Genomic DNA, 20,881 nt, shown 5'->3' with positions numbered 1-20,881 from the left:
TTAACAAGAAACCCGTTTTCGGCCTGTTTTCTAGAAAACAGGCCGAAAACGGGTTTCTATTTTTAACTGTAGTAAAGCAGCGTCTACTTTATAACCAGAGGGTACTTTTGCTTTTCTTTTCTGGCAACGCTCAGGTGGGAGGTTTTAAGTAAGAACGAGGTATAGTTTTCTTTTAACAGATCATTGAGCATATGGCCCTTGGTAGGCGACGTATACCTTGCCCTCTCATCCTCTTTTAGAAAGCCGTAAACCTCTTTGAAACTGAAATAGGCAACCTGTTGCTCAAAGCCAGTGGGTGATAATTTACCGGGCGCCAACAAGCCAAGGGCATGAGGCACTTTGCTTTCTATTTCTCCCTGCGGGTTGAAGCTGACTTGCCACACCATCTGCAGCACCGTGAGGTCTGTAGGTAGCATTTCAACCGTCGCTGCGTCATTAGATTCTTCAGGCTTTTCGCCTACTTCCAGAATCATAACCCCGGTGGTTTCCATCTGCATTTGTTTTGAGAGATCTGCTACCGTCATTTTTATGGAGAGGGAATCATTGGTGTAGGCAGCTATGCGCCTATTTCTGGCAGCCTCTAACAACAAAACGGGTAGCTCCTGCTCTGGTATAAAGAAATGCGCGTTTTTAGGGTGATCCAGGTAAATGCCCTCTGTTTGATAGACCGTAAACTTTTTAGGATAAGCAGGCTGGTATTTAAGTGCCTGGGCTTCCGGAAGCTTGGTTTGTATTACCTTGTCTTGGTGTGCTTTGTATTGGCCACGTTGCAAGGCCTGGCTCATGAACAGCACTTCTCCCTTCTTACCAGTAGCCGCATAAGTTGAGACCGGCGCTTCTTTTATCAGTTCATAGTCCGACCCATACTGCTGTAGCGTGGCAAGGCGGCCGTTTTTGGTTTTCTTTACTTGAAAGTACTGGTTGTAAACATCCTCTGAGGTGGCATCACTGATAATGCTGGCCAGGTACTCATCTGCGGTATGCACCACCTTTTCATTCAAGGTAAACGCACCGGCATTCTGGTACCAGAGCACTTGCCGGGCGTCTAGTATCTGTTTCAACTCATTGTACGCCACATAAAACTCCACCGGCACCTTGACATCCTCTGGCGCGGCCGACCGTAAGCCCAGGTAATTTATCTTTTTAGCATTGTCTTTAAATTGACTGTCATCCAACAGCACATATTGAAAATCATAAGCCGTCAACACCGGTGGCAGGGTGTCATTTAATTTTTCAATGTCCACCAACTCATCAGAAGGGACAACGGTCTTTTCCATCAGCTTAGAAAAATCTATCGGAGAAATATTTACCAAGTTCCCTTCCTCATAATTGATCTGGACTGGTTGCAATTTGCCGGTGGCTATGCCCTGCAACACCACCTCTGGGAGCGAAATGCCTCCTTTGAGATAGGCACGGTTCTCTTTGTTGTATAAGTCAATAGACACCAAATGCCGGGATGATTGCGCCTGCAGAAGGGTAGAGACCAGCAAGCAGTAAAGGAGGGTAAGTAATTGTTTCATTGGAGAGGGTGGACGATAAACCGGCAATGTTACGGATTCTGAATTCCTTTCCAAAATCCTGGCGCGAGGCAGTCCTTGACCATAAGGCACTTAAACAAAAGAAGGGAGCGTTTTTGGCCTGTTTTCTTAGAAACAGGCTAAAAACGCTCCCTTTAAAAGATAGGCGGCTTGTGAACCGCTATTGTATCCTTAATAATTACCCACTGACAGCATGACCAAGGTACAGGCGTGCAGGGTCTGTATGTTCTGCTCCTTGGCTTTTTTCTCCAGCTCATAATTCTCGGTGCCGGGGTTGAAGATGATGCGCTTGGGCTGCAGAGACAATATGTAGTCATACCAGCTGGGCTGGTTCTGGGGTCCCACGTACAACGTCACCGTGTCTACCTCACTAATGCCCGGCTTGTCTGTCTCAATGGGCAGACCGGCCACTTCGCCGCGTCTAATGCCCACCGGTACCACTTCATGGCCATAGCTCTTCAATTGATGCACGGCCTTATAGCTAAACCTTGACGGATTGTCTGAGGCGCCTATTACCACTGTCTTTTTCATCGTTTTTCGCTTAATTTCCAGAAAACAGGTCAAAAACGGACCTTGCTCCTTATACTGAGAACCAAGCCTTAGGTTAGCGCTGAATCAACAAAGCCACCTGCTCTGCGCAGCGCTCCCCGTCCATGGCCGCCGACACAATACCACCCGCATAGCCCGCGCCCTCGGCACAGGGGAACAGGTTCTGTATCTGAGGATGCTGCAAGGACTCTTTGTCTCTTGGTATGCGCACCGGTGACGAGGTTCTGCTTTCCACGCCTACAATCTGGGCCTCGTTGGTCAGATACCCGCGCATCTTATACCCAAACTCCTGAAAGCCTCCGCGCAACCGCTGACCAATCATGGGAGGCAACACGTCTAGCATGTCTACGCTGGCCAAGCCCGGCTGGTACGATGTCTCTAATAAAGAAGAAGACAACTTGCCTTTCACGAAGTCTTGTAACCGTTGGGCAGGTGCTACCTGGGTGCCGCCCGCCACGGCGCAGGCATTCTGTTCCATGGCTTGTTGCATTCTTAGTCCTGCCAACGCCCCGTGGTTTTTCAAGTCCATGTCCTCCAGGTTTATGGCGACTACAATCCCTGAGTTGGCAAACTTAGAGTCGCGGCGGCTAGGAGACATGCCGTTCACTACTACCTCGCCGGGAGCCGTAGCCGATGGGACGATGAAGCCACCCGGACACATGCAGAAGGAAAAGACCCCGCGTTGCTGGCCTTTGTAATCCACTTGGTGGACTAGGGCATAACTAGCTGCGGGCAAGTAGTTTCCGCGGTCACCGTTGCAGTGATACTGGATGCCGTCAATCAAGCTTTGTTGGTGCTCCACACGCACGCCCATGGCAAACGGCTTGGCTTCAATCAGTATATTTTTGGCGTGTAGCAATTCATAGATGTCACGGGCCGAATGCCCGGTGGCCAGTATGACGGCTTCGCCCTCAAATGTGCTGCCAGTGGCAGTGTGCACGCCGCGCATCTGCTTGCCTTCTACTATGAAGTCTGTAACACGGGTATCAAAATGAATCTCGCCGCCGGCGTTAAGGATGGTTTCTCTTAATTGTGCAATTAAAACGGGAAGCTTATTAGTGCCAATGTGCGGATGGGCGTCAAAGAGTATATCCTGGGTGGCTCCGTGCTGGACAAAAATCTGAAGGACGCGCTGCACATCACCCCGCTTTTTAGAACGCGTGTAGAGCTTTCCGTCTGAGTAAGTACCAGCCCCACCTTCGCCGAAGCAATAGTTAGAGTCTGGGTTAACGATGTGCTCTTTATTGATGGCGGCCAAATCTCTTCTTCGGGCACGCACATCTTTGCCTCTTTCCAGCACTACCGGTTTTAAACCCAGTTGGATACAACGCAAAGCCGCAAACAGACCAGCCGGCCCCGCACCTACAATTAAAACGCGCTTAGCGTCTGGCTTTAGTTCTGGGTAAGAATGGGTGGGAATGAGCTGAGAAACATCTGGAACCTGCGCGTACACATCTGCCCGAATTTTTACCTGCACCTGGCGGCTGCGGGCATCAATGGAGCGTTTGATCTTGTGGATGTAGGCGGCTTCAGCTACAGATGATTCTGATAAACCCGCAAGCTGGAGAAGTTCGCGGTCAAGCAAGGTTGGGTCAAAGGCCACTTCTGGCGCCAGGACCACATCAAGTTCTTTCTTCATAAAGGACAGGTAAGGTAGTTAGCCTTAAAGTGTTATAGAAAAGCAATGCTCCACGCATTACCTTGGTTCTGCAAAGATACCACCAAACCGTAACAGACCCCAGAAAAAGAAAATTCGTTTTTGTCCTGTTTCCCAGAAAACAGGACAAAAACGAATTTCATTAATGTATAAATATGCTAATTAACAGGGTTCGCTCTTATTAAATGTTTGCGAAACAGGTTGATTATTAGGATGGCACCAACAATGAAATGAAGGTTATTTCTTCTATCAAAATTCTCATTATGTGATTCAACGGCTAGTTTGCTTGTTGGTGATAACACCAACAAGGGCAAGGGTTAATTATGGGTTGAAACAAAAGCCTAAAAAACCGCTTAACCAAATCAAAAAAATAGCACATCAGCAGCATAAAAATAGCGCATCAGCACTTTAAATAATTAGCACATTAATCTACTTCGCCAATGATGCTGTTTACCCAGCCTTTGCCCCAGTTGTCCATCTCTTCCTGGGTCCAAATGTTGGGGTAGAAAATGCGCTTCTGGAATTTGGGAGGCAGGTACTTCTGCCAGTTGGTGCCGCCGGTGGCCGCTATCACGTCTGGGTCGCGTTGCAGGTACCGCACGGCAGACTTGTAGTGCATGAGCGGCCAGTTCACGTTCACGTTGCTGTCCAGCTCTTTTAGGTGCTTGATCAGCTTCTCGTTCTGCTGCTCTTCTAAAGTAAGTCGGTTAAAAACGGCAAAGATGTTCTTGTCCTTATATTCTCTTGCGTGGGCAATGAGCTGGTCTGAGTATTTCTCCTCAAACTGCAGCAAGGTTAAGGTCTTGGCGCCTGAGGAAGCCTCGGTGGCACCTTCCTTCCAATAGATACAGCCAAACATTTCCTCATCCGTGGTCTGTAAGCCCAAGGCCTCTCTTTTGGCTTTGTCTGTGAGGTTGCGCAGGTCTGTGGAGCAGATCTCAATCATGCGGTACTGCACACTCTGAAAACCACTGGCCGGCATGAGCGTCATCCTGAACTGTAAGAATTGCTTCTGGTCCATGCCCTCCACCATCACCTCAAATGAGTCAATCAGGTTCTCAAAGTAGCGGTTTATGCGGCCCACCCGCATGGTGAGCATGGTGGCCGTGGGAGCGGGGTCATTAGCTATTTGCTTGTACTCATGCAGGCATAGCTTAAAATACAGCTCAGTAATCTGATGGTACATGATGAAGATTTCCTCATCCGGAATCTTAGTCCTTGGGTTTTGCAGGCTTAGCAAGGTGTCCAAGTGAATATAGTCCCAGTAATTAAGGAAGTCTGCGTGCAGGAGGCCCTCTAGGTAAGACGCCAGGTCCTGGCCCAGAGGCTTGTATTTCTGCTCCAGCTTGCTGAGCATTTCTAAAACTTCAGGCTTGAAAATAGGATCTGCCATATATTTTTTAGAGTGGGTGTAAGAAACTGTAAAAACCTGCGACAAAGTAAGCAAAAGAATATGGGAGTGAGGGTGACAAATGTCAGTTTTAGAAAAGCAGGCCTTGCAAACCTGTCCCTTGCTATGTCTTTACCTGAAAGTATATCTAAAAAATACGATACTCTCTGCCAATAGGTGGCCAGATTGTTTACCTTTGAATTAGGAAGATTACAACTATGGCAGAGAAAAGCAGCATTTTTGACATGATCGGCCCCGTGATGATTGGGCCCTCCAGCTCGCATACGGCCGGAGTGGTGCGCATTGCCCGCGCCGCCATCAGGATTTTAGGAGCCAAGCCCACCCAAGCAGTCATTACTTTTTACAACTCGTTTGCCCGCACCTATGAGGGCCACGGCAGTGACCGAGCCATTGTTGCTGGCCTGTTGGATTATAAAACAGATGATACGCGCATCAAAGACGCCTTTGACCACGCCAAGGAAGAAGGCTTGCAGTACACCTTTAAGTCTGTGGGCAACGCGTCTACCATGCACCCCAACACCATCAAGCTCAACCTGACCACCGCAGACGGCCGCCAGGCCGAAGTCATTGGGCAGAGCCGGGGCGGCGGGGTGATCAGCATAGTAGAGGTGGACGGGTTTCCTTCTAACTTCTCGGCTAACCTGCACACCTTGATCATTGACGCAGATGACGTAACGGGTAGCATTGCCTTCATTGCCAGCGTCATTGCACATGATGACTGCAACATTGCCACCATGAACGTGTCCAGAAAAGGCCGCAATGAATTGGCCCGGCAGTTCATAGAAATGGACTCTGGCCTACGGCCCATCACGCTGGAGTATCTGCGGCAGCTGAACTGGGTTAAAAATGTGATTTACATCCCTAACATTGATTTATAACATGCGAAGTTTCTCTTCTACTGTTCTGGCCACCTTGGGCTTAGTAATAGGATCTTACTCTTACGCGCAGGCGCAAACTGCGGTGGGCTCAGAAACCGTCTGGACGCTGCAACAGTCAGTTGACCATGCAGTAAAAAACAACTTGCAGATACGCCAGGCCGGCTTGGCCGTGGAGCAGACAGCGGTAGACGTGAAGCAAGCCCGCATGCAGCAATTGCCCAACATCACGGGGAGTGCCTCACATGGGTTTAACAACGGTTTCTTCCTGGATCCGGCTCGTAACGAACTGCAAAACACGCAAAGCTGGACCGGCGGCGCCAACATCAACGGCTCTGTAAACCTGTTCAGTGGGCTGCAGAACACCAACACCATCAAGCGCAACAAACTTGATTTACAAGCCAGTCAGTTGGACCAGCAGAAGGCTCAGAATGACGTGGTTCTCAATGTGGTATTGGCCTTTATGCAGGTGCTTTTTAACCAGGAGTTATTGAAAACCAACGAGGAGCGGGTTAAGCTCACCCAGAGCCAGCTTGAGAGAACCCAGAAATTGTTTAAGGCCGGCAGCGTGCCAGAAAGCAATGTCCTGGATTTAAACGCCCAGGTAGCCAGTGATGAGTTGAACATCATCACCGCCCAGAACAACATAGAACTGGCAGAACTACGCTTGATTCAGCTTTTGAACTTGCAGAACGCAACGCCGGCAAATTTTGCTATAGCCATTCCCGCCATACCCGACCCAGACCAGTCAGTAATCAATTTCTCTCCGCAGGAAGTGTACCAGACGGCAGAGCAGGTTATGCCAGACATCAAGCGCGCCAACATAAGATTAGAAAGCGCCATGAGAAGCGTTGAGATTGCCAGAGGCGGTTACCTGCCAAGCCTTAGCCTGGTAGGTAGCATCAGCACCCGGTACTCTAGCCGTTCTTCTTTGATTGATTTGTCTAGTGTGCGCATGGAGTCGCAAACCATTGGATTTGTGGGCGGCAACACCAACCAACCAGTGACGGCCTTCTTCCCCGCCTATAACCAGGCAGACTATCCTTACATTGACCAGTTCAAGGACAACGTAGGACAATACATCGGGTTGAATTTGAGCGTCCCCATTTTAAATGGCTTTAGAGTGCGCAACAATGTCCAGCTCTCCAGAATAGGGGTACAAAATGCCCAGCTCAATTCAGACATAGCTAAAAATGACTTGCAGCAGACCATTATGCAGGCTTATACAGACGCCGTGGGTGCCCAGCGCCGGTTTGTATCTGCTAAGCGCCAGTTAGAGGCGTTTGAGCAGGCTTATAAAAACGCAGAGATTAGATTAAACAACGGCTTGATCAATAACGTGGACTTTAATGTGGCCCGCAACAACCTAGTGAAAGCCCAGTCTGACATCATTCAGGCCAAATACGACTATACCTTCAAACTGAAGATTTTAGAATTCTACCAAGGAAAAACCATTACACTCTAACCCAACCATGGCTAAACGTAAATCAAACAAACTAATCTACATCTTAGGCGGCCTAGTAGTGTTGCTGTTGATAGGGGCTTTAGTAGCCAAAAAGAACGGTTGGATAGGCAAGGAAGAAGGAATTGAAGTGATGGTGGACAAGGTGAAGCCTACCACCATCGTGGAGAAAGTGAGCGCCTCTGGCAAGGTACAGCCAGAAATAGAAGTAAAGATTTCACCAGACGTTTCTGGTGAGATAACTGAGTTGTATGTAAAAGAAGGGGACTCTGTAAAAGCCGGCCAGCTGTTGTTGCGCATTCGTCCTGACAACTACCAGTCCATGGTAGAAATGCAGTCTGCCTCTGTAAACACCCAGCGTGCCAACCTGGCGCAGGCCAGAGCCCGACTAAACCAGGCCTTGGCGAACAGCAAGAACATTCAACAAACCTATGAGCGTAACAGCACCCTGTTTAAGCAGAAGGTAATCTCTCAGTCTGAGTTTGACGCCAGCCGCGCCCAATATGAAGCCAACCGTGCCGAAGTAGACGCAGCCCGCCAGAACGTAAGGGCGGCAGAATCTACCGTGCAGAGCTCTATAGCCTCCTTAGAGGAGTCTAGAAAGAACCTAAACAAAACCACCATCTATTCACCAGTGAATGGCACGGTGTCTAAATTGAACATTGAGAAAGGCGAACGCGTGGTAGGAACCTCCCAAATGGCCGGTACAGAGATCATGCGCATTGCCAACCTCAACAACATGGAAATACGCGTGAACGTGAATGAGAATGACATTGTGCGCGTGCGCGTAGGTGACTCAGCCATTGTAGAGGTAGATTCTTATACCAGCTCTAACCGCAAGTTCAAAGGCATAGTGACGGCCATTGCCAACACCGCCAAAGACGCCGTTTCTTTAGAAGCCGTGACTGAGTTTGAAGTACGCATCAGAATGCTGAACGACTCTTACAAAGACCTGGTGCAGAAAAATGGCCGTACGCCTTTTAGACCAGGCATGACGGCTTCTGTAGACATCATCACAGACCAACAGGACAACGTTTTGTCTGTTCCATTAGCGGCAGTGACCACGCGCTCTAAAGAAGACAAGGACGCTAAGAAAGCCGCTGATAAAAAAGCCGAGGAAACCACTGGAGCCACCAAGCCTGCGCGCGCTGAGGAAAGACCCGACGAGGTAGTGTTCGTGCATGATAAAGGCACCGTGAAAATGGTAAAAGTGACCACGGGCATCAGCGACTTTGATAACATTCAAATCCTTTCTGGCTTAAAACAGGGGCAGGAAGTAGTGTCTGGTCCGTTCAGAGCGGTGTCTAAGCAATTGAAAAACGGCGACAAAGTAACCGTGAAGGATGAGAAATCGTTGAGCAAAGACTTGAAAGACGATCCGTCTAAGGAACAAGAAATTGATTAACACAGTTTAGCGATCTTGGAAAGAATAGCAGTATTGGGCGGCGGTAGTTGGGCCACCGCTCTTGTCAAAGTTTTATCTGAAAACAAATCAGATGTACGCTGGTGGATTAGAAACCAGGACGACGTGCACCATTTGCAACAGTACGGCCACAATCCGCGCTACTTGAGCGGCGTGCGCTTTGATTTAAATCATGTTAAGCCCTCTTCTAATCTGTTAGAAACCATTGAAGGGGCAGACTGGGTGATTCTGGCGGTTCCGGCGGCCTTTGTGCAGACGGCGTTAAAAGACTTACCGCTAGACGTGTTCAAGGGCAAGACGCTTATTTCGGCCGTCAAAGGCATGATCCCGAAGGAGAACTTGCTCATTACGCAGTACCTGGAGCAGAAATACAACGTGCCGGCAGACCACCAGTGCGTGATTGCCGGCCCTTGCCACGCCGAAGAGGTTGCCTTAGAAAAACAATCCTATCTGACCATCGGGTCATTGAACATGAACCGCGCCGAGCAGTTCTGTGCCTTGTTGCGCAACCGCTACGTGAAGGCCAACCCATTAGATGACATGGACGGTATTGAGTACTGCGCCGTCATGAAGAACATCATTGCCCTGGCCTGTGGCATTGCCCACGGGCTCAACTACGGTGACAACTTCCAGGCGGTGATGGTGTCTAACTCCATGCAGGAGATTGAACGGTTCATTGATGCGCTTATGCCTTTGCACCGTGACTTAACCGGCAGTGCCTATTTAGGAGACTTGCTGGTGACGGCCTATTCTCAGTTTAGCCGCAACAGAACCTTCGGGAATATGATTGGCCGTGGGTATACGGTAAAATCTGCGCAAGTTGAGATGAACATGGTCGCTGAAGGCTATTACGCTGTGCAAAGCATCTTTGAGATCAATAAGCGCTTAAACGTAGACATGCCCATCACCACGGCGGTCTACCACATCTTGTATGAGAAAATTTCGCCTACCGTTGAGATTGAGATCTTGAAAGACAAATTCAAATAGAAAACAGATACGGAAAGACGTTTTCTACAAACGAAAAGGCCCGCCTCTTGAGAGGCGGGCCTTTTCGCTTTTGGCCTCTATTCCAGAAAAGAGACCAAAAACGGGATTTGATTAGTTAATTCTTAAGTTAAAGTATTAGCACATAATATTCTATATGTCAACTAGTTGATAAACATCTTTAATTAGAACGTTAGCAACTCTTCATACAAGCGGTGTACGGGTAAGCCCATCACGTTAAAGTATGATCCCTCTATGCGTTCAATGCCTACCATGCCTAACCAGTCCTGAGCGCCATAGCTCCCGGCTTTGTCAAAAGGTTTGTAGTTGTTGATGTAAAAGTCTATCTCATCCCTGGTCAAATCCCTAAAGTGAACCGTGGTCACGTCATGAAAGACCAGGCTTTTCTCTGAGGACATCAGGCAGACCCCGGTGTATACTTCATGGCTACGACCAGAAAGATGCTGGAGCATCCGGGTGGCTTCGGCGTGGTCATACGGCTTGTTGAGCACCTTGTCATCCAGGCACACGATAGTGTCTGCGGTGATGAGCACCTCATGGGGTTGCAGGTCTTCCTGGTAAGCAGTGGCTTTATGAGCAGCCAGGTATTCAGCCACCTCAGCTTTCACCAGGTCTGGCGAGTACGTTTCATCTACTTCTTTAAGGCGCACCTGAAACGGAATGCCCAGGTTGGTCAGGAGCTCTTTTCTTCTAGGTGAGTTGGAGGCCAGAATGATGGTCTTATCTAAATTCATTTTCTTCTATTGAGCTAAAAAGGAAACCACAGATGACTTTGGGGTAAAAGAAGGTAGACTTTTGGGGCATGACGGCGCCAGACGCGCACACCTTTCTTACCTCCTGCATTTTTACTTCATTGGTAATAAAGGCAACCTGTGCCTGCCCGCCATCCACCTTGTTCAGGCATTCAGCCAGGCTCCTGATATAGGAGAGACCCGCATAGGCGCGCTGTTCCTCTTGCGGTATGTCCAGTAACCGTTCAAACACAAAGTAATGGAGCACCGTCAAGTCCAGGTCTTTCACTTCTTGCGGCACGGGCCAGTTGAGCTGTTCATGCACCTCGGGCATGAGGATAATCTTATAAGCCTGTCCATCCACATACAAACCAAAGGCCCATTTCTTGCCCACTATCACGTCTGCCAGAGAATAAGAATCCTCTATGGGCTTTACAGTAAAATAAGTCTCCAGGCTGGTGAAGAATTTTTCTTTGGAAACAGGAAGGCTCTCTAATAACCTATGCGTGGGCAGAATGCGCAGGTCATCTGCGTCTGCGTTGGTGAGGTACATGAGATGGTAATTGAAGGCCTCATCCCCGGTGGCGGCTGGATTTTCTGCCAGCATCTTCTTGCGGTAGGCCAGTGAACCCTCATAGCGGTGGTGCCCGTCTGCCAGCAACACCTGCTGATCCTGCAGATGGTCCACAAACTTTTGAATGACGGCCGCGTCATGAATCACTGACAAGACATCCCGCACGCCCTGGTAATCTTCAGACTCATACAAGGGAGAGGTAATGCTCTCATCCATGTACTGTTCCAGCGTAAAGTCTGGGTCTGCAAATAAGCCATGGGTGGCGCTGGTTTGCAGCTTGGTGTGCTCCAAAAGCTCAATTCTATCATTGACCGCCGCCGGAATGGTATTCTCATGGCGCAAAACTACGCCTTCTTCCCAGGCATAGGCTTTTATATGGCACATGAACCCTTTCCGGACGTACTCTTTGTCTGATCCTGGCAACCTAAAGTATTGGTAGTACACGTAGATGCCGGGCAAGGGATCCTGTAAAAGGATTTGAGCGCGCTTCCAATGCTCCACCGTACGCCTGGCGCTTTCTGCCGGCGTTGGACCAGGCGGCACGGACAAATGGATGCTGTTATAGGCGTTCCGGTACAAAGACTGCCGCTGCTTGATGGACACTACGTCAAACAGGGGAGAGGTGAGCGCATCTATAGAGAAAGGCAACCTAGAATTGTATCTAAAGCCTTTAATAGGCAGAATCTCGGCCATGGGCGTTTTTAAGCTATTTTATGGAAAAGAGGCAAAAAACGCCTTATCAAGGCGCCAGGCGTTCTATGGTCCATTGACCTGCTGCGTCTGCATGATAGAGTAAGCGGTCGTGCAGGCGATTGGGACGGCCTTGCCAGAATTCAATCCTGTCTGGTACAAGTTTGTATCCTCCCCAGTGGGCGGGTCTGGGAATGGTTTCCTGCTGGGAAAACTCCTGGCTGTATTTAAGCTCCAAATCCTCCAGCACTTTGCGGCTTTCAATGGTTTGGCTTTGCGGAGAAGACCAAGCGCCCAATTGGCTACCCCTGGGCCTACTATTAAAATAAGCATCTGAGGTGGTCGGCTCAACTTTGACTACCTTTCCTTCTACGCGCACCTGGCGCTCCAAGGCAGGCCAGAAGAAGGTAAGGCTGGCAAAGGGATTCTCTGCAAGCTGCTGCCCTTTACGGCTTTCATAATTGGTGTAAAAAACAAAGCCACCGTCCTCTATGGCCTTTAATAGCACAATGCGGGCAGAGGGTCTGCCTTGCAGAGAGGCCGTGCTTAAGGTCATAGCGGTAGGCTCTTCTACCTTGGCCTGCAGGGCTTCCTGCATCCAGGCGTCAAACTGGCGTAAAGGATTTGCATCTACGGCCTCCACATTCAAAATCTGTTTGGCGTAGTTACTGCGTATGTCTGCTAATGAAAGTGGCTTTTCCATGGGCTCAGAAATTTACAGCCCAAAAGTAGAGAATTAATTTTTGGTTTAAGTACCTGAAGAGGGTAGACTGACTACTCTTAAATACTAGCACTTTCTTGTTAGATTCATAGAATTCTGCATTTTATCTATCTAGTAGCGGCCATTTACGTATAGTAAAAAGACACCCCAGATAATCCTTGCTAGCAAACTATGGCAAAAGAGATTCAAAACGGCAGCATATTAGTATCAGAGCCCTTTTTAGGAGATCCAAATTTTGAAAGGAGCGTAGTATTGGTATGCCAGCATGACAAAGAAGGCACCGTTGGTTTGGTACTAAACAAACTATCCAATATAAACCTCTCTGACGTAATAGAAATAAACGGAGAAATTTTTGACATTACTTTAGCGGTGGGCGGCCCTATGCAGCCTAACACATTACATTATATCCATAAAATTCAGGACTTACCCGAGGCAAAACAGATTTCACCCGAATTATTTTGGGGCGGAAACTTTGAAGAGTTAACAAGAAGAATTAATTTAGGATTAATATCCCAAGAACAAATTAGATTCTTTGTAGGTTATTCAGGCTGGAGCCCCCACCAGTTACAAGAAGAGATTGACAAAAATGTTTGGTTTATAACCAATAAGGCAGTTAATAAATTGCTTAATTTGAATATAGATTCTCTTTGGAGAGACATTTTAAAACAAATGGGGGGAAAGTATAAGATGTATGCCAACTACCCTGCAGATCCTAATTTAAACTAAAAACGGCATTTGCCTCGCGTGTATGATGAACCAAGAACAGGAAAACCAACATCAAAAGAATTCTGCCGAACCTACTGCAGAGCAGCGGGCAAGTGAGCAACGGCGCCTTGTTGAGGAGAGACTAGCTGACATTAATGCTCGGGCCCAGGCCTCTAACGCCACCGACAGCCATACCATGGTAGAAGAGCCGCCTGTAGAAGAGGAACAGTCTGCCGCGGCAACGCCAGAGGCTGCCACAGAGACAGAAGCCCCTAAAGTGGAGCCAGAAATGAGCCAATCCTCTGTACTGACGTCAGAAGAACCGGTTACACCAGAACCCTTCCAACCCGAAGCCTCTGCACCTCAAGAAGAAACGCCCACTTCCACTCCAGAGGCTTTCACTGGCCAGGCTCCAACCTCTGACCCTGTATCTGCACAGGCAACATCCTCAGAACCTTCTGCCCATAACCTGCAAGACATTCACCATCACCTAGAGGAAGAAGATTTGCATGCGCATGAAGACTTAAGTCATGCGCCCATTGAAGAAATCAGAAAGAAGATCATCTCTCTGGCCAATGAGGTGCAGCCTAAAAAATCATCAAGACAGTTGATTGAGGTGTACCGCCAGTATGAGCAGCGCTTTCATGAAGAGCGGCAAGATGCCCTCAAGCGGTTTATAGGCGAAGGCGGAGCGGCAGATGACTTTGAGTATCACGCGCCCAAAGAACACCAGGAAGTAGAGCAGGCCATCCAGCGCTACCGTGAGGCCAGAGCAAGAGAGCAGCGCCATGAGGAAGAGCAGAAAGTAGTCAACCTGCAAAAGAAGAAAGACCTGCTGGAGCGCTTACGCGTTTTGCTGGAGTCTTCAGAAACCAACACCAGTGGCACGGCCATCAAAGAATTACAGAACGAGTGGAAGTCTATAGGCCAGGTGCCCAACGCAGACGCCCAGCAACTCTGGAACTCCTACCATGCCCTCCTGGACATGTACTACAACAACCGCAGCATCTTCTTTGAACTGAAAGAGCTGGACCGCAAGCGCAACCTGGACGCCAAAACGCACTTATGCGAGCGCGCCGAAAGCCTTGCCGGAGAAGAAAACATCAACAAGGCCTTGCAGGAATTGAGAAACCTGCATGATGAATGGAAACATATTGGACCAGTGCCTAATGAGGTGCGCGACCAAATCTGGAACCGTTTCATCCAAGCCTCAGAGAAAGTGCATGAGCGTAAGAAATCTTTCTTAGAGTCCAGACGCGAAGTGGAGGTGCAGAACCTGGAGAAAAAAAGAGCCTTACTTGCTGAGATTGAGCAGTACCAGAACTTTAAGTCTGACCGCATCAATGACTGGCGCGACAAAACCGACCAGATCCAACAGTTGAAAGAACGCTGGGATGCCGCTGGTTTAGTGCCGAAAGAAAACGCCGAGGAAGTAAACAAAGCCTTCTGGAGCAGTTACAAAGCTTTCTTCCATCATAAGAACACCTTCTTTAAAGCTTTGGATGAGGAGAAGATGCAGAACTACCGTCAAAAGGTAGCCCTATGCGAAGAAGCCGAATCTTTGCAAAACAGCGAGGAATGGGATTCAACCAAGGAGAAGCTCATCCAGTTGCAGAAAAAGTGGAAGACTATTGGCCGTGTGCCAGATAAATACTCAGACAAGATCTGGAACCGCTTCCGGTCAGCTTGTAATGCGTTTTTTGACCGTCTGCACCTAGAGTCCCAGCACAAAGAGGCTCAACTTAACCAGATGTCGGCGGCCAAGCTAGAGTATATAGAAAAACTGGCCACCAAGATTGAAGACCCGGCCTTGGTAGGTTCAATGGAAGAATTTAACAGCATCAACCAAGAGTGGCAAAGCCTGGGTACAGAAGGCAAGCGCAATGGTAAAGTAGAAGAGCGCTTTAACCAATTATTGGCCCAGTACCTGCAACGAGTACCTGAATTGAGCGCCCAGGAACGGGAGCAGCAGTTGTTCCAGTTACAGTTAACCCAGTTAAAGTCTAGCCCAGACGGAGACCAGAAGCTGTACCAGAAAGAACAACACCTGCGCCGGGATATCACCTCTTTAGAGAATGACATCTCAACCCTTAGAACCAACATTGAGTTTTTTGCCCGTTCTAAGAACGCAGAGAAGCTAAGAGAAGAATACCAGGCCAAGATTGACGATGCCCAAAACCGCATCCAGCACTTGAAAGGCCAATTAAAGGTGTTACGGTCGTAAATTTTTCTCTTGATTTTCAAGGGGTTGGTAAAAACCCTAAAAAAAAGTAGGAGGGGGTTTTGCAAATATAGTTTAGACCACTACTTTTGTATCGTTATCAGCAACACACCAGCGCTGATAACGGATTGCCTCCTTAGCTCAGCTGGTAGAGCAACTGACTTGTAATCAGTAGGTCGCTGGTTCGATCCCGGCAGGAGGCTCAATAAAAGCACTTATATCTTCTAGGTATAAGTGCTTTTTTGTTTTAATCGCTTTTCACTTCATCCCGCACCCATGAAAAATAAGATTGTAGTAAAAGGGAACATTGAGCTGTTAAAAGCCACGGATTATATCCTGTACAACACCACGCACTACTTGTCACCGCCTGAGGTGTTTGTGCATGCCCCGCTCATGCTCACCGGCGACAACCTCATCATGCTGGAAGAGAAAAGCAACACCTCTGATGATGATGAGCAGGAGGACGGGCAATTGTATTATGAATTCACCATTTTGCAAGAAGAACAGCCCACAGACAAAATCTTAAAAGTGTTTCATGACACGGTTACCAACGCTTATACAGGCTGGGTAGAAGAGGATTAGCCACACGCGCTTTTCGTTACTTTGCCCGGTCTCATTCATAAGTTCTGTATATTTGCCTTTTAATCCGTCACACTCATTTATCTCCATGAAATTGACTTATAAAAAACTTATCTGTCTTGCCTTTCTTCTTCCATTGATGATTGGCCAGGCCTTTGCCTGGGGACAGACCGGCCACCGTGTGGTAGGCTTGGTTGCAGAGCAACACTTAAAGAAGAAGGTTAGAAAAAAGGTGATGCAGGCCCTGCAAGGCAACTCCTTAGCCGAAGTCTCTACCTGGATGGATGACATCAAATCAGACACGGCCTATAACCATACGCATGACTGGCATTGGGTTACCATTCCAGACAACACCACCTATGAGCAAACCACCAAAAACCCGAAAGGGGACTTGATCATGAAACTTGAGGATGTGATTGCGGCACTTAAAGCCAAAAACCTATCCAAGGAAAAAGAACAGGAATACCTGAAATACTTGGTTCATTTGCTGGGAGACCTACACCAGCCCCTGCACGTGGGCGGGAAAGACGACAACGGCGGCAACGCGGTACGTTTGCAGTGGTTCGGGCAGAATTCTAACCTGCACCGCGTATGGGACAGCGACATCATTGACGGCAAAGACCTAAGCTACACAGAACTTGCCTATTTTTTAGGAGACGCAAGCAAAGACGAGATGAAATCTTGGCAGGCCGGCTCCATTAAAGACTGGGCATATGGCATGATGGTGTACCGCCCGCAGGTGTACAATCTGCCGCCAGACCTTAAACTGGGCTACAAATATGCTTATCAGAACTTTAGTACCATTGAGAAGTGCTTATTACAAGCCGGTCTGCGTTTGGCCAGTGTTTTAAACGAAATCTACGGCTAAGGTTTAAGCAATCCACGCTCAAAAAGAAGGGGAAAACAGAACATTCTGTTTTCCCCTTCTTTTTGTAAAAACAGGCTTAAAATGCCTCGTTTACAGAAAAATAAACATAATTGCCAGCTTTAGAAACGGCCACGTCCATGCGCACATTCATGCCTTCTGGGTTTAATCTATAGCGTAGTCCGCTCCCCGCTGCCAGGTGCTGGTCGTTAAAGGAGTAGTCTTTTAAGGAGTGTACTACTTGGCCAGTGGCGGCAAATCCCACTAAACCCATTCGCTTAAACAAAGGCATGCGGTATTCTACCTGGTACACCATGGCATGCCGGTCCCGGTACCGGGCTTCTAAGAAACCCCTCAATACGTTTCCACCGCCCAGGTAGGATAGGTATTGAAACGGAGTGTCGCCTGTAGTAAAGTTGTAGAATGCCTGACCGGCAAGCACGCTTCGTTTAATTCCAATGTATTTCCGTAGGTCCAATCTATACCGGCTAAAGTTAGATTCGCTGCCCAGGGCTTTGTTGAATAAAAGGTAAGACACTTGATGAAAAGCCCCTTTTCTAGGATAATAGAGGTGGTCTCTGGTGTCATAGCTCATGACCGGCCCTAAGCCAGAGGCTCTGGTGCCTTTACTCCCCGCTATTTCGCCTTTTATCAATTCGCCTTCTTCAGTGACCGTAGGAATAGTCTCATTCCGGAACTCATACCTGCCGCCCACATACACATTGCCAAACACCTTCTTTTCATATTGGGCATAGGCGTCAAAAATTCTGCTGGTAAATTCTTCTTCCGCCTCCTCTTGGGTGTCATTGCCTATACCGTAAAAAAAGTACGGGTAAATGGAATAACCCAACCATCCCTGCATGTGGACAGCGTTATGCTGCTTCCAAATGTCTGCGTTGGCGTTTACTATGATTTGCTTTTGCGTGGTATACGTGAGGGTTAACGGGTATGAAGTAGGGCGGTCCTTGGCAGTGCTTCCGGCAAACTTTTGCACATAGATGGCTTTCAGGCCAAACGCGAACTGGGTTTCTGGGGTGTAGTAAACAAAAGGGAAGATATCCCATTTGTTTTTAGTGGCTTTGAGGGTATCATCTTGCAAAGTCTGCACGGTGTCCTTCTTAAGGATGGTGACTGTGTCCTTATGAACGACTTGCAAAGAATCTGGGGGCAGGGGCGGGGGCGTTTCTTGCGCCATCGCCTGTTTGCCTATGCATAAGATCAGGAATAGGAGTAAGGTCTTTTTCAAGGAGGTAGTGGTAGTAAGCCTTTAGATTTTCATGAGTAATGCTCTATATACGTAAGTTAAAATATTTGGCCTTTAATAATGGGGCATGATTCGCACTGAGATTTCTAGAGCATTCTGTTTACTTGGCATCCAAATCGTTTTTGACCTAATTTCCAGAAAACAGGCTAAAAACGCATTGATAAGCGCCTTGCCCTATTTGATGGGAGAAGATTTGGCATTTTATGGCTAATTTTCCGGGATGGAAGACAAGGCACTCATTGAGGCGACGGCCCTGCATGTAGAAAAGCTTTTTGCCGGCGAAGGGTCTGGTCATGACTGGTGGCATATTAGAAGGGTATGGAAAACCGCCTTGGCCATTGGCGAACAAGAAGGCGCCAACTTAACCGTTGTACAACTGGGTGCCTTGCTGCATGACATAGCTGACTGGAAGTTCCATGACGGCAATGAGGAGGCAGGACCGCAGGCGGCCATGGCCTGGTTGCGCTCTTTAAACACTCCAGAAGAAATAATCTCCGAAGTAGCAGCCATTGTGAAAGAAGTCACTTTCAAAGGCGCCGGCGTGGAGAACACACCCAGCAGCCTGGAAGGAAAGGTGGTTCAAGATGCTGACCGGCTAGACGCCATTGGGGCCATTGGCATAGGGCGGGCCTTTGCTTATGGGGGCCACAAAGGCCGCGAGATGTACAATCCTGGCATCTTGCCAGCGTTACATGACTCGTTTGAGGCTTATAAGAAAAACCAGGCGCCCACCCTTAACCATTTTTATGAGAAGCTGTTTTTATTAAAAGACAGGATGCACACCCAAGCCGGTAAGAAGATGGCGGAGAAAAGGCACGCCCACATGCAGGCCTTTGTCCAGCAATTTTTAGCCGAGTGGCACAGTGAAGAAACACCACCTTCTTCGTTCTTATCCGTATAAGGCACTGCTTTCATGCCAGAGGCGGTACCACGCTTATTTCTGGCCTAGTTTTATTACATGAGTTCAAGAATTAAGGCTTTTTGCCTGTTTCTCTTTATAAGTCTGCTACCTGCTATAAGCCTGGCACAAAGGGATTATAACAGCTATGAACAATTAACAGCCCGTCTCAAGAAAATGAGTTTGCAGTATGGCAGGCTCTGCACGGTTACTTCTATTGGCAAAACCGCCACAGACAAAGAAATCTGGCTGATTACCCTGGGTAGAGAAAATGCCCCAGGCAAACCTGCCGTGGCCATAGTGGCAGGTGTGCACGCAACGCAGCTGGCCACTACAGAGCTTGCCATGCAACTGGCAGAGCAGATGTTATTTTCTGCCACCATCCATGACTCTACTGCCCAACTCCTCTCTGAGAAGACCTTTTACATTCTGCCTAACGTCAATCCTGATGCCTCAGAGCAATATCATGAAAAATTGCGCTGGGAAAGAACGGGCAATGCCCAACCACGGGACGACGACCGTGACGGTCGGATTTTTGAAGATCCTTTTGATGACTTGAACGGAGATGGATTGATCACCTTGATCAGGGTACAAGACTCATCAGGCACACACCGGGTATCAAAACATGATGCTAGGGTAATGACCTGGGCCAACAAGGCAGCAGGCGAGAAGGGGACTCACCAGGTGTACACAGAGGGTATTGACAACGACAAAGACGGCTTGTTCAATGAAGATGCGGAAGGCGGGGTAAATTTCAACAAGAACTTCTCTTACGCCTTTGAGGATTTTAAACGCGAAACAGGTGAGCATCCCATGTCTGAACGAGAAACCAAAGCGTTCGCAGACTTCATGGTCACGGCCCCCAATATACATTCCGTCTTTGTGTTTGGTCCGGCTACTACTCTGCTTCATGGGCCAACTTCTGACGAGAAAATCAGCTCTAACAGCGCCGTATTAAAGGCCGCTGTAAAGGATGACAGCGTCACTGCCACCGTGGCAAATATATACAAGGCATCTATTCCTACCATTGGCGCTCAAAAAGTAGACCCAAGCCCAGGAGACGTGGTGCAGTGGGCGCACCTTCATTACGGTAGGTTCAGTTACTCCACGCCAGGATGGTGGATACCCCAACTAAGTATTGAGGCCCCAGATTCCAGCTCCAAGCAGGAGTTACAAGACCTAAGCTTTCTTGAGTGGGCCAAGCTAAACGACATGCCAGGTGTTTTTCTTGATTGGCAACCGGTGAGCCATCCAGACTTTCCGGGAAAGCAGGTAGAGGTAGGAGGCTTTGCTCCGTACGCCCAAAATACCCCACCGGTTTATTTGTTGTCTGCGGTGGCAAAAAGCCACCTGCAATTCTTTGCCAAATACGGAAACCAGATGCCCAAGCTCCAAATAGTCAATTTTAAAGCTGAGCGCACCCAAGACAATAACACCCGCATTACCGCAGACATAAAAAACACGGGCAAGCTACCCAGCCACGCCGCCGTAGGCGATTACCTACAATGGGTCCAGAAAATCAAGATTTCCTTGAAGCTAGAGGAAGGGCAAACAATAGTACAGGGTAAATCTGTGACTAGCTATACGTCTTTGAAGGGCGGTGAAAAGATTAGTGTCACGTGGGTGGTAAAAGGAGCAGGGTACGTAGTGGTGGAGGTCAATAGCCCAACGGCCGGCTCTCAGACAAAACAGATAGCGCTAAAACAATAGGAC

The 20,881-nt window shown here is 48.4% G+C and carries 18 protein-coding genes and 1 tRNA gene; 11 read left to right on the top strand and 8 right to left on the bottom strand.

What is annotated here, in order from left to right; genetic code table 11:
• Window positions 1-83: 83 nt before the first annotated feature.
• The 4 genes from ABD880_RS03070 to ABD880_RS03055 form a co-directional block, all read right to left on the bottom strand.
• Window positions 84-1,520, bottom strand: coding sequence for a hypothetical protein (locus ABD880_RS03070; protein ID WP_345162222.1), 1,437 nt, complete (start codon window positions 1,518-1,520; stop codon window positions 84-86).
• Between the two features lie 189 nt (window positions 1,521-1,709).
• Complete coding sequence (locus ABD880_RS03065) at window positions 1,710-2,069, bottom strand: CoA-binding protein (protein ID WP_345162220.1); 360 nt, start codon at window positions 2,067-2,069, stop codon at window positions 1,710-1,712.
• A gap of 73 nt (window positions 2,070-2,142) precedes the next feature.
• Window positions 2,143-3,726, bottom strand: a complete 1,584-nt coding sequence (locus ABD880_RS03060; protein WP_345162218.1) for an NAD(P)/FAD-dependent oxidoreductase — start codon at window positions 3,724-3,726, stop codon at window positions 2,143-2,145.
• Between the two features lie 442 nt (window positions 3,727-4,168).
• Window positions 4,169-5,137: a tryptophan 2,3-dioxygenase family protein gene (locus ABD880_RS03055; protein WP_345162216.1), complete on the bottom strand. Its 969-nt coding sequence runs from the start codon at window positions 5,135-5,137 to the stop codon at window positions 4,169-4,171.
• 215 nt (window positions 5,138-5,352) lie between these two features.
• Here ABD880_RS03055 and sdaAB point away from each other — a divergent pair, with 215 nt between their 5' ends.
• The 4 genes from sdaAB to ABD880_RS03035 are packed head-to-tail and all read left to right on the top strand — an operon-like array spanning window position 5,353 to window position 9,902.
• Window positions 5,353-6,033 carry an L-serine ammonia-lyase, iron-sulfur-dependent subunit beta gene (gene sdaAB / locus ABD880_RS03050; RefSeq protein WP_345162214.1) on the top strand — a complete coding sequence of 227 codons (681 nt, stop codon included), beginning with the start codon at window positions 5,353-5,355 and terminating at the stop codon, window positions 6,031-6,033.
• Window position 6,034: 1 nt separating this feature from the next.
• A complete protein-coding gene (locus ABD880_RS03045; protein ID WP_345162212.1) occupies window positions 6,035-7,495 on the top strand; it encodes a TolC family protein in 1,461 nt (486 codons plus the stop codon).
• Between the two features lie 7 nt (window positions 7,496-7,502).
• Window positions 7,503-8,897: an efflux RND transporter periplasmic adaptor subunit gene (locus ABD880_RS03040; protein ID WP_345162210.1), complete on the top strand. Its 1,395-nt coding sequence runs from the start codon at window positions 7,503-7,505 to the stop codon at window positions 8,895-8,897.
• Window positions 8,898-8,912: 15 nt separating this feature from the next.
• The gene (locus ABD880_RS03035; RefSeq protein ID WP_345162208.1) at window positions 8,913-9,902 is read left to right on the top strand and encodes an NAD(P)H-dependent glycerol-3-phosphate dehydrogenase; all 990 of its coding nucleotides are present in this window, start codon (window positions 8,913-8,915) and stop codon (window positions 9,900-9,902) included.
• A gap of 182 nt (window positions 9,903-10,084) precedes the next feature.
• Here ABD880_RS03035 and ABD880_RS03030 read toward each other — a convergent pair whose 3' ends face one another.
• From ABD880_RS03030 to pdxH, 3 genes are read right to left on the bottom strand one after another with little or no spacing between them, the layout of a single operon-like run.
• Window positions 10,085-10,654: a Maf family nucleotide pyrophosphatase gene (locus tag ABD880_RS03030; RefSeq protein WP_345162206.1), complete on the bottom strand. Its 570-nt coding sequence runs from the start codon at window positions 10,652-10,654 to the stop codon at window positions 10,085-10,087.
• Window positions 10,641-11,918 carry a DUF1015 domain-containing protein gene (locus tag ABD880_RS03025; protein ID WP_345162205.1) on the bottom strand — a complete coding sequence of 426 codons (1,278 nt, stop codon included), beginning with the start codon at window positions 11,916-11,918 and terminating at the stop codon, window positions 10,641-10,643. The genes ABD880_RS03030 and ABD880_RS03025 overlap by 14 nt, the downstream gene beginning before the upstream one ends.
• A gap of 46 nt (window positions 11,919-11,964) precedes the next feature.
• Entirely contained in the window at window positions 11,965-12,618 is a 654-nt protein-coding gene (pdxH, locus tag ABD880_RS03020) for a pyridoxamine 5'-phosphate oxidase (protein ID WP_345162203.1), read from the bottom strand.
• A gap of 189 nt (window positions 12,619-12,807) precedes the next feature.
• Between pdxH and ABD880_RS03015 the strand changes: the two genes are divergently transcribed.
• The 5 genes from ABD880_RS03015 (at window position 12,808) to ABD880_RS02995 (ending at window position 17,009) form a co-directional block, all read left to right on the top strand.
• Window positions 12,808-13,362, top strand: a complete 555-nt coding sequence (locus ABD880_RS03015; RefSeq protein WP_345162201.1) for a YqgE/AlgH family protein — start codon at window positions 12,808-12,810, stop codon at window positions 13,360-13,362.
• 22 nt (window positions 13,363-13,384) lie between these two features.
• Window positions 13,385-15,565 carry a DUF349 domain-containing protein gene (locus ABD880_RS03010; protein WP_345162199.1) on the top strand — a complete coding sequence of 727 codons (2,181 nt, stop codon included), beginning with the start codon at window positions 13,385-13,387 and terminating at the stop codon, window positions 15,563-15,565.
• A 127-nt stretch (window positions 15,566-15,692) separates the two neighbouring features.
• Window positions 15,693-15,765: transfer RNA gene (locus ABD880_RS03005), tRNA-Thr, on the top strand.
• Window positions 15,766-15,838: 73 nt separating this feature from the next.
• Window positions 15,839-16,144, top strand: a complete 306-nt coding sequence (locus ABD880_RS03000) for a hypothetical protein (protein WP_345162197.1) — start codon at window positions 15,839-15,841, stop codon at window positions 16,142-16,144.
• 85 nt (window positions 16,145-16,229) lie between these two features.
• Window positions 16,230-17,009, top strand: a complete 780-nt coding sequence (locus ABD880_RS02995; RefSeq protein ID WP_345162195.1) for a S1/P1 nuclease — start codon at window positions 16,230-16,232, stop codon at window positions 17,007-17,009.
• Between the two features lie 76 nt (window positions 17,010-17,085).
• Here the strand turns inward: ABD880_RS02995 and ABD880_RS02990 are convergent, their stop codons facing one another.
• The gene (locus ABD880_RS02990) at window positions 17,086-18,252 is read right to left on the bottom strand and encodes a BamA/TamA family outer membrane protein (RefSeq protein WP_345162193.1); all 1,167 of its coding nucleotides are present in this window, start codon (window positions 18,250-18,252) and stop codon (window positions 17,086-17,088) included.
• 238 nt (window positions 18,253-18,490) lie between these two features.
• On the opposite strand from ABD880_RS02990, the gene ABD880_RS02985 reads away from it, so the two are divergent.
• Window positions 18,491-19,171: an HD domain-containing protein gene (locus ABD880_RS02985; protein ID WP_345162191.1), complete on the top strand. Its 681-nt coding sequence runs from the start codon at window positions 18,491-18,493 to the stop codon at window positions 19,169-19,171.
• 57 nt (window positions 19,172-19,228) lie between these two features.
• Window positions 19,229-20,878, top strand: coding sequence for a M14 family metallopeptidase (locus ABD880_RS02980; protein WP_345162189.1), 1,650 nt, complete (start codon window positions 19,229-19,231; stop codon window positions 20,876-20,878).
• Window positions 20,879-20,881: the final 3 nt, after the last annotated feature.

The organism is Nibribacter koreensis (genome assembly GCF_039541795.1).
GTDB lineage: Bacteria > Bacteroidota > Bacteroidia > Cytophagales > Hymenobacteraceae > Nibribacter > Nibribacter koreensis.
This window is presented reverse-complemented; position numbering and strand designations above follow the sequence as displayed.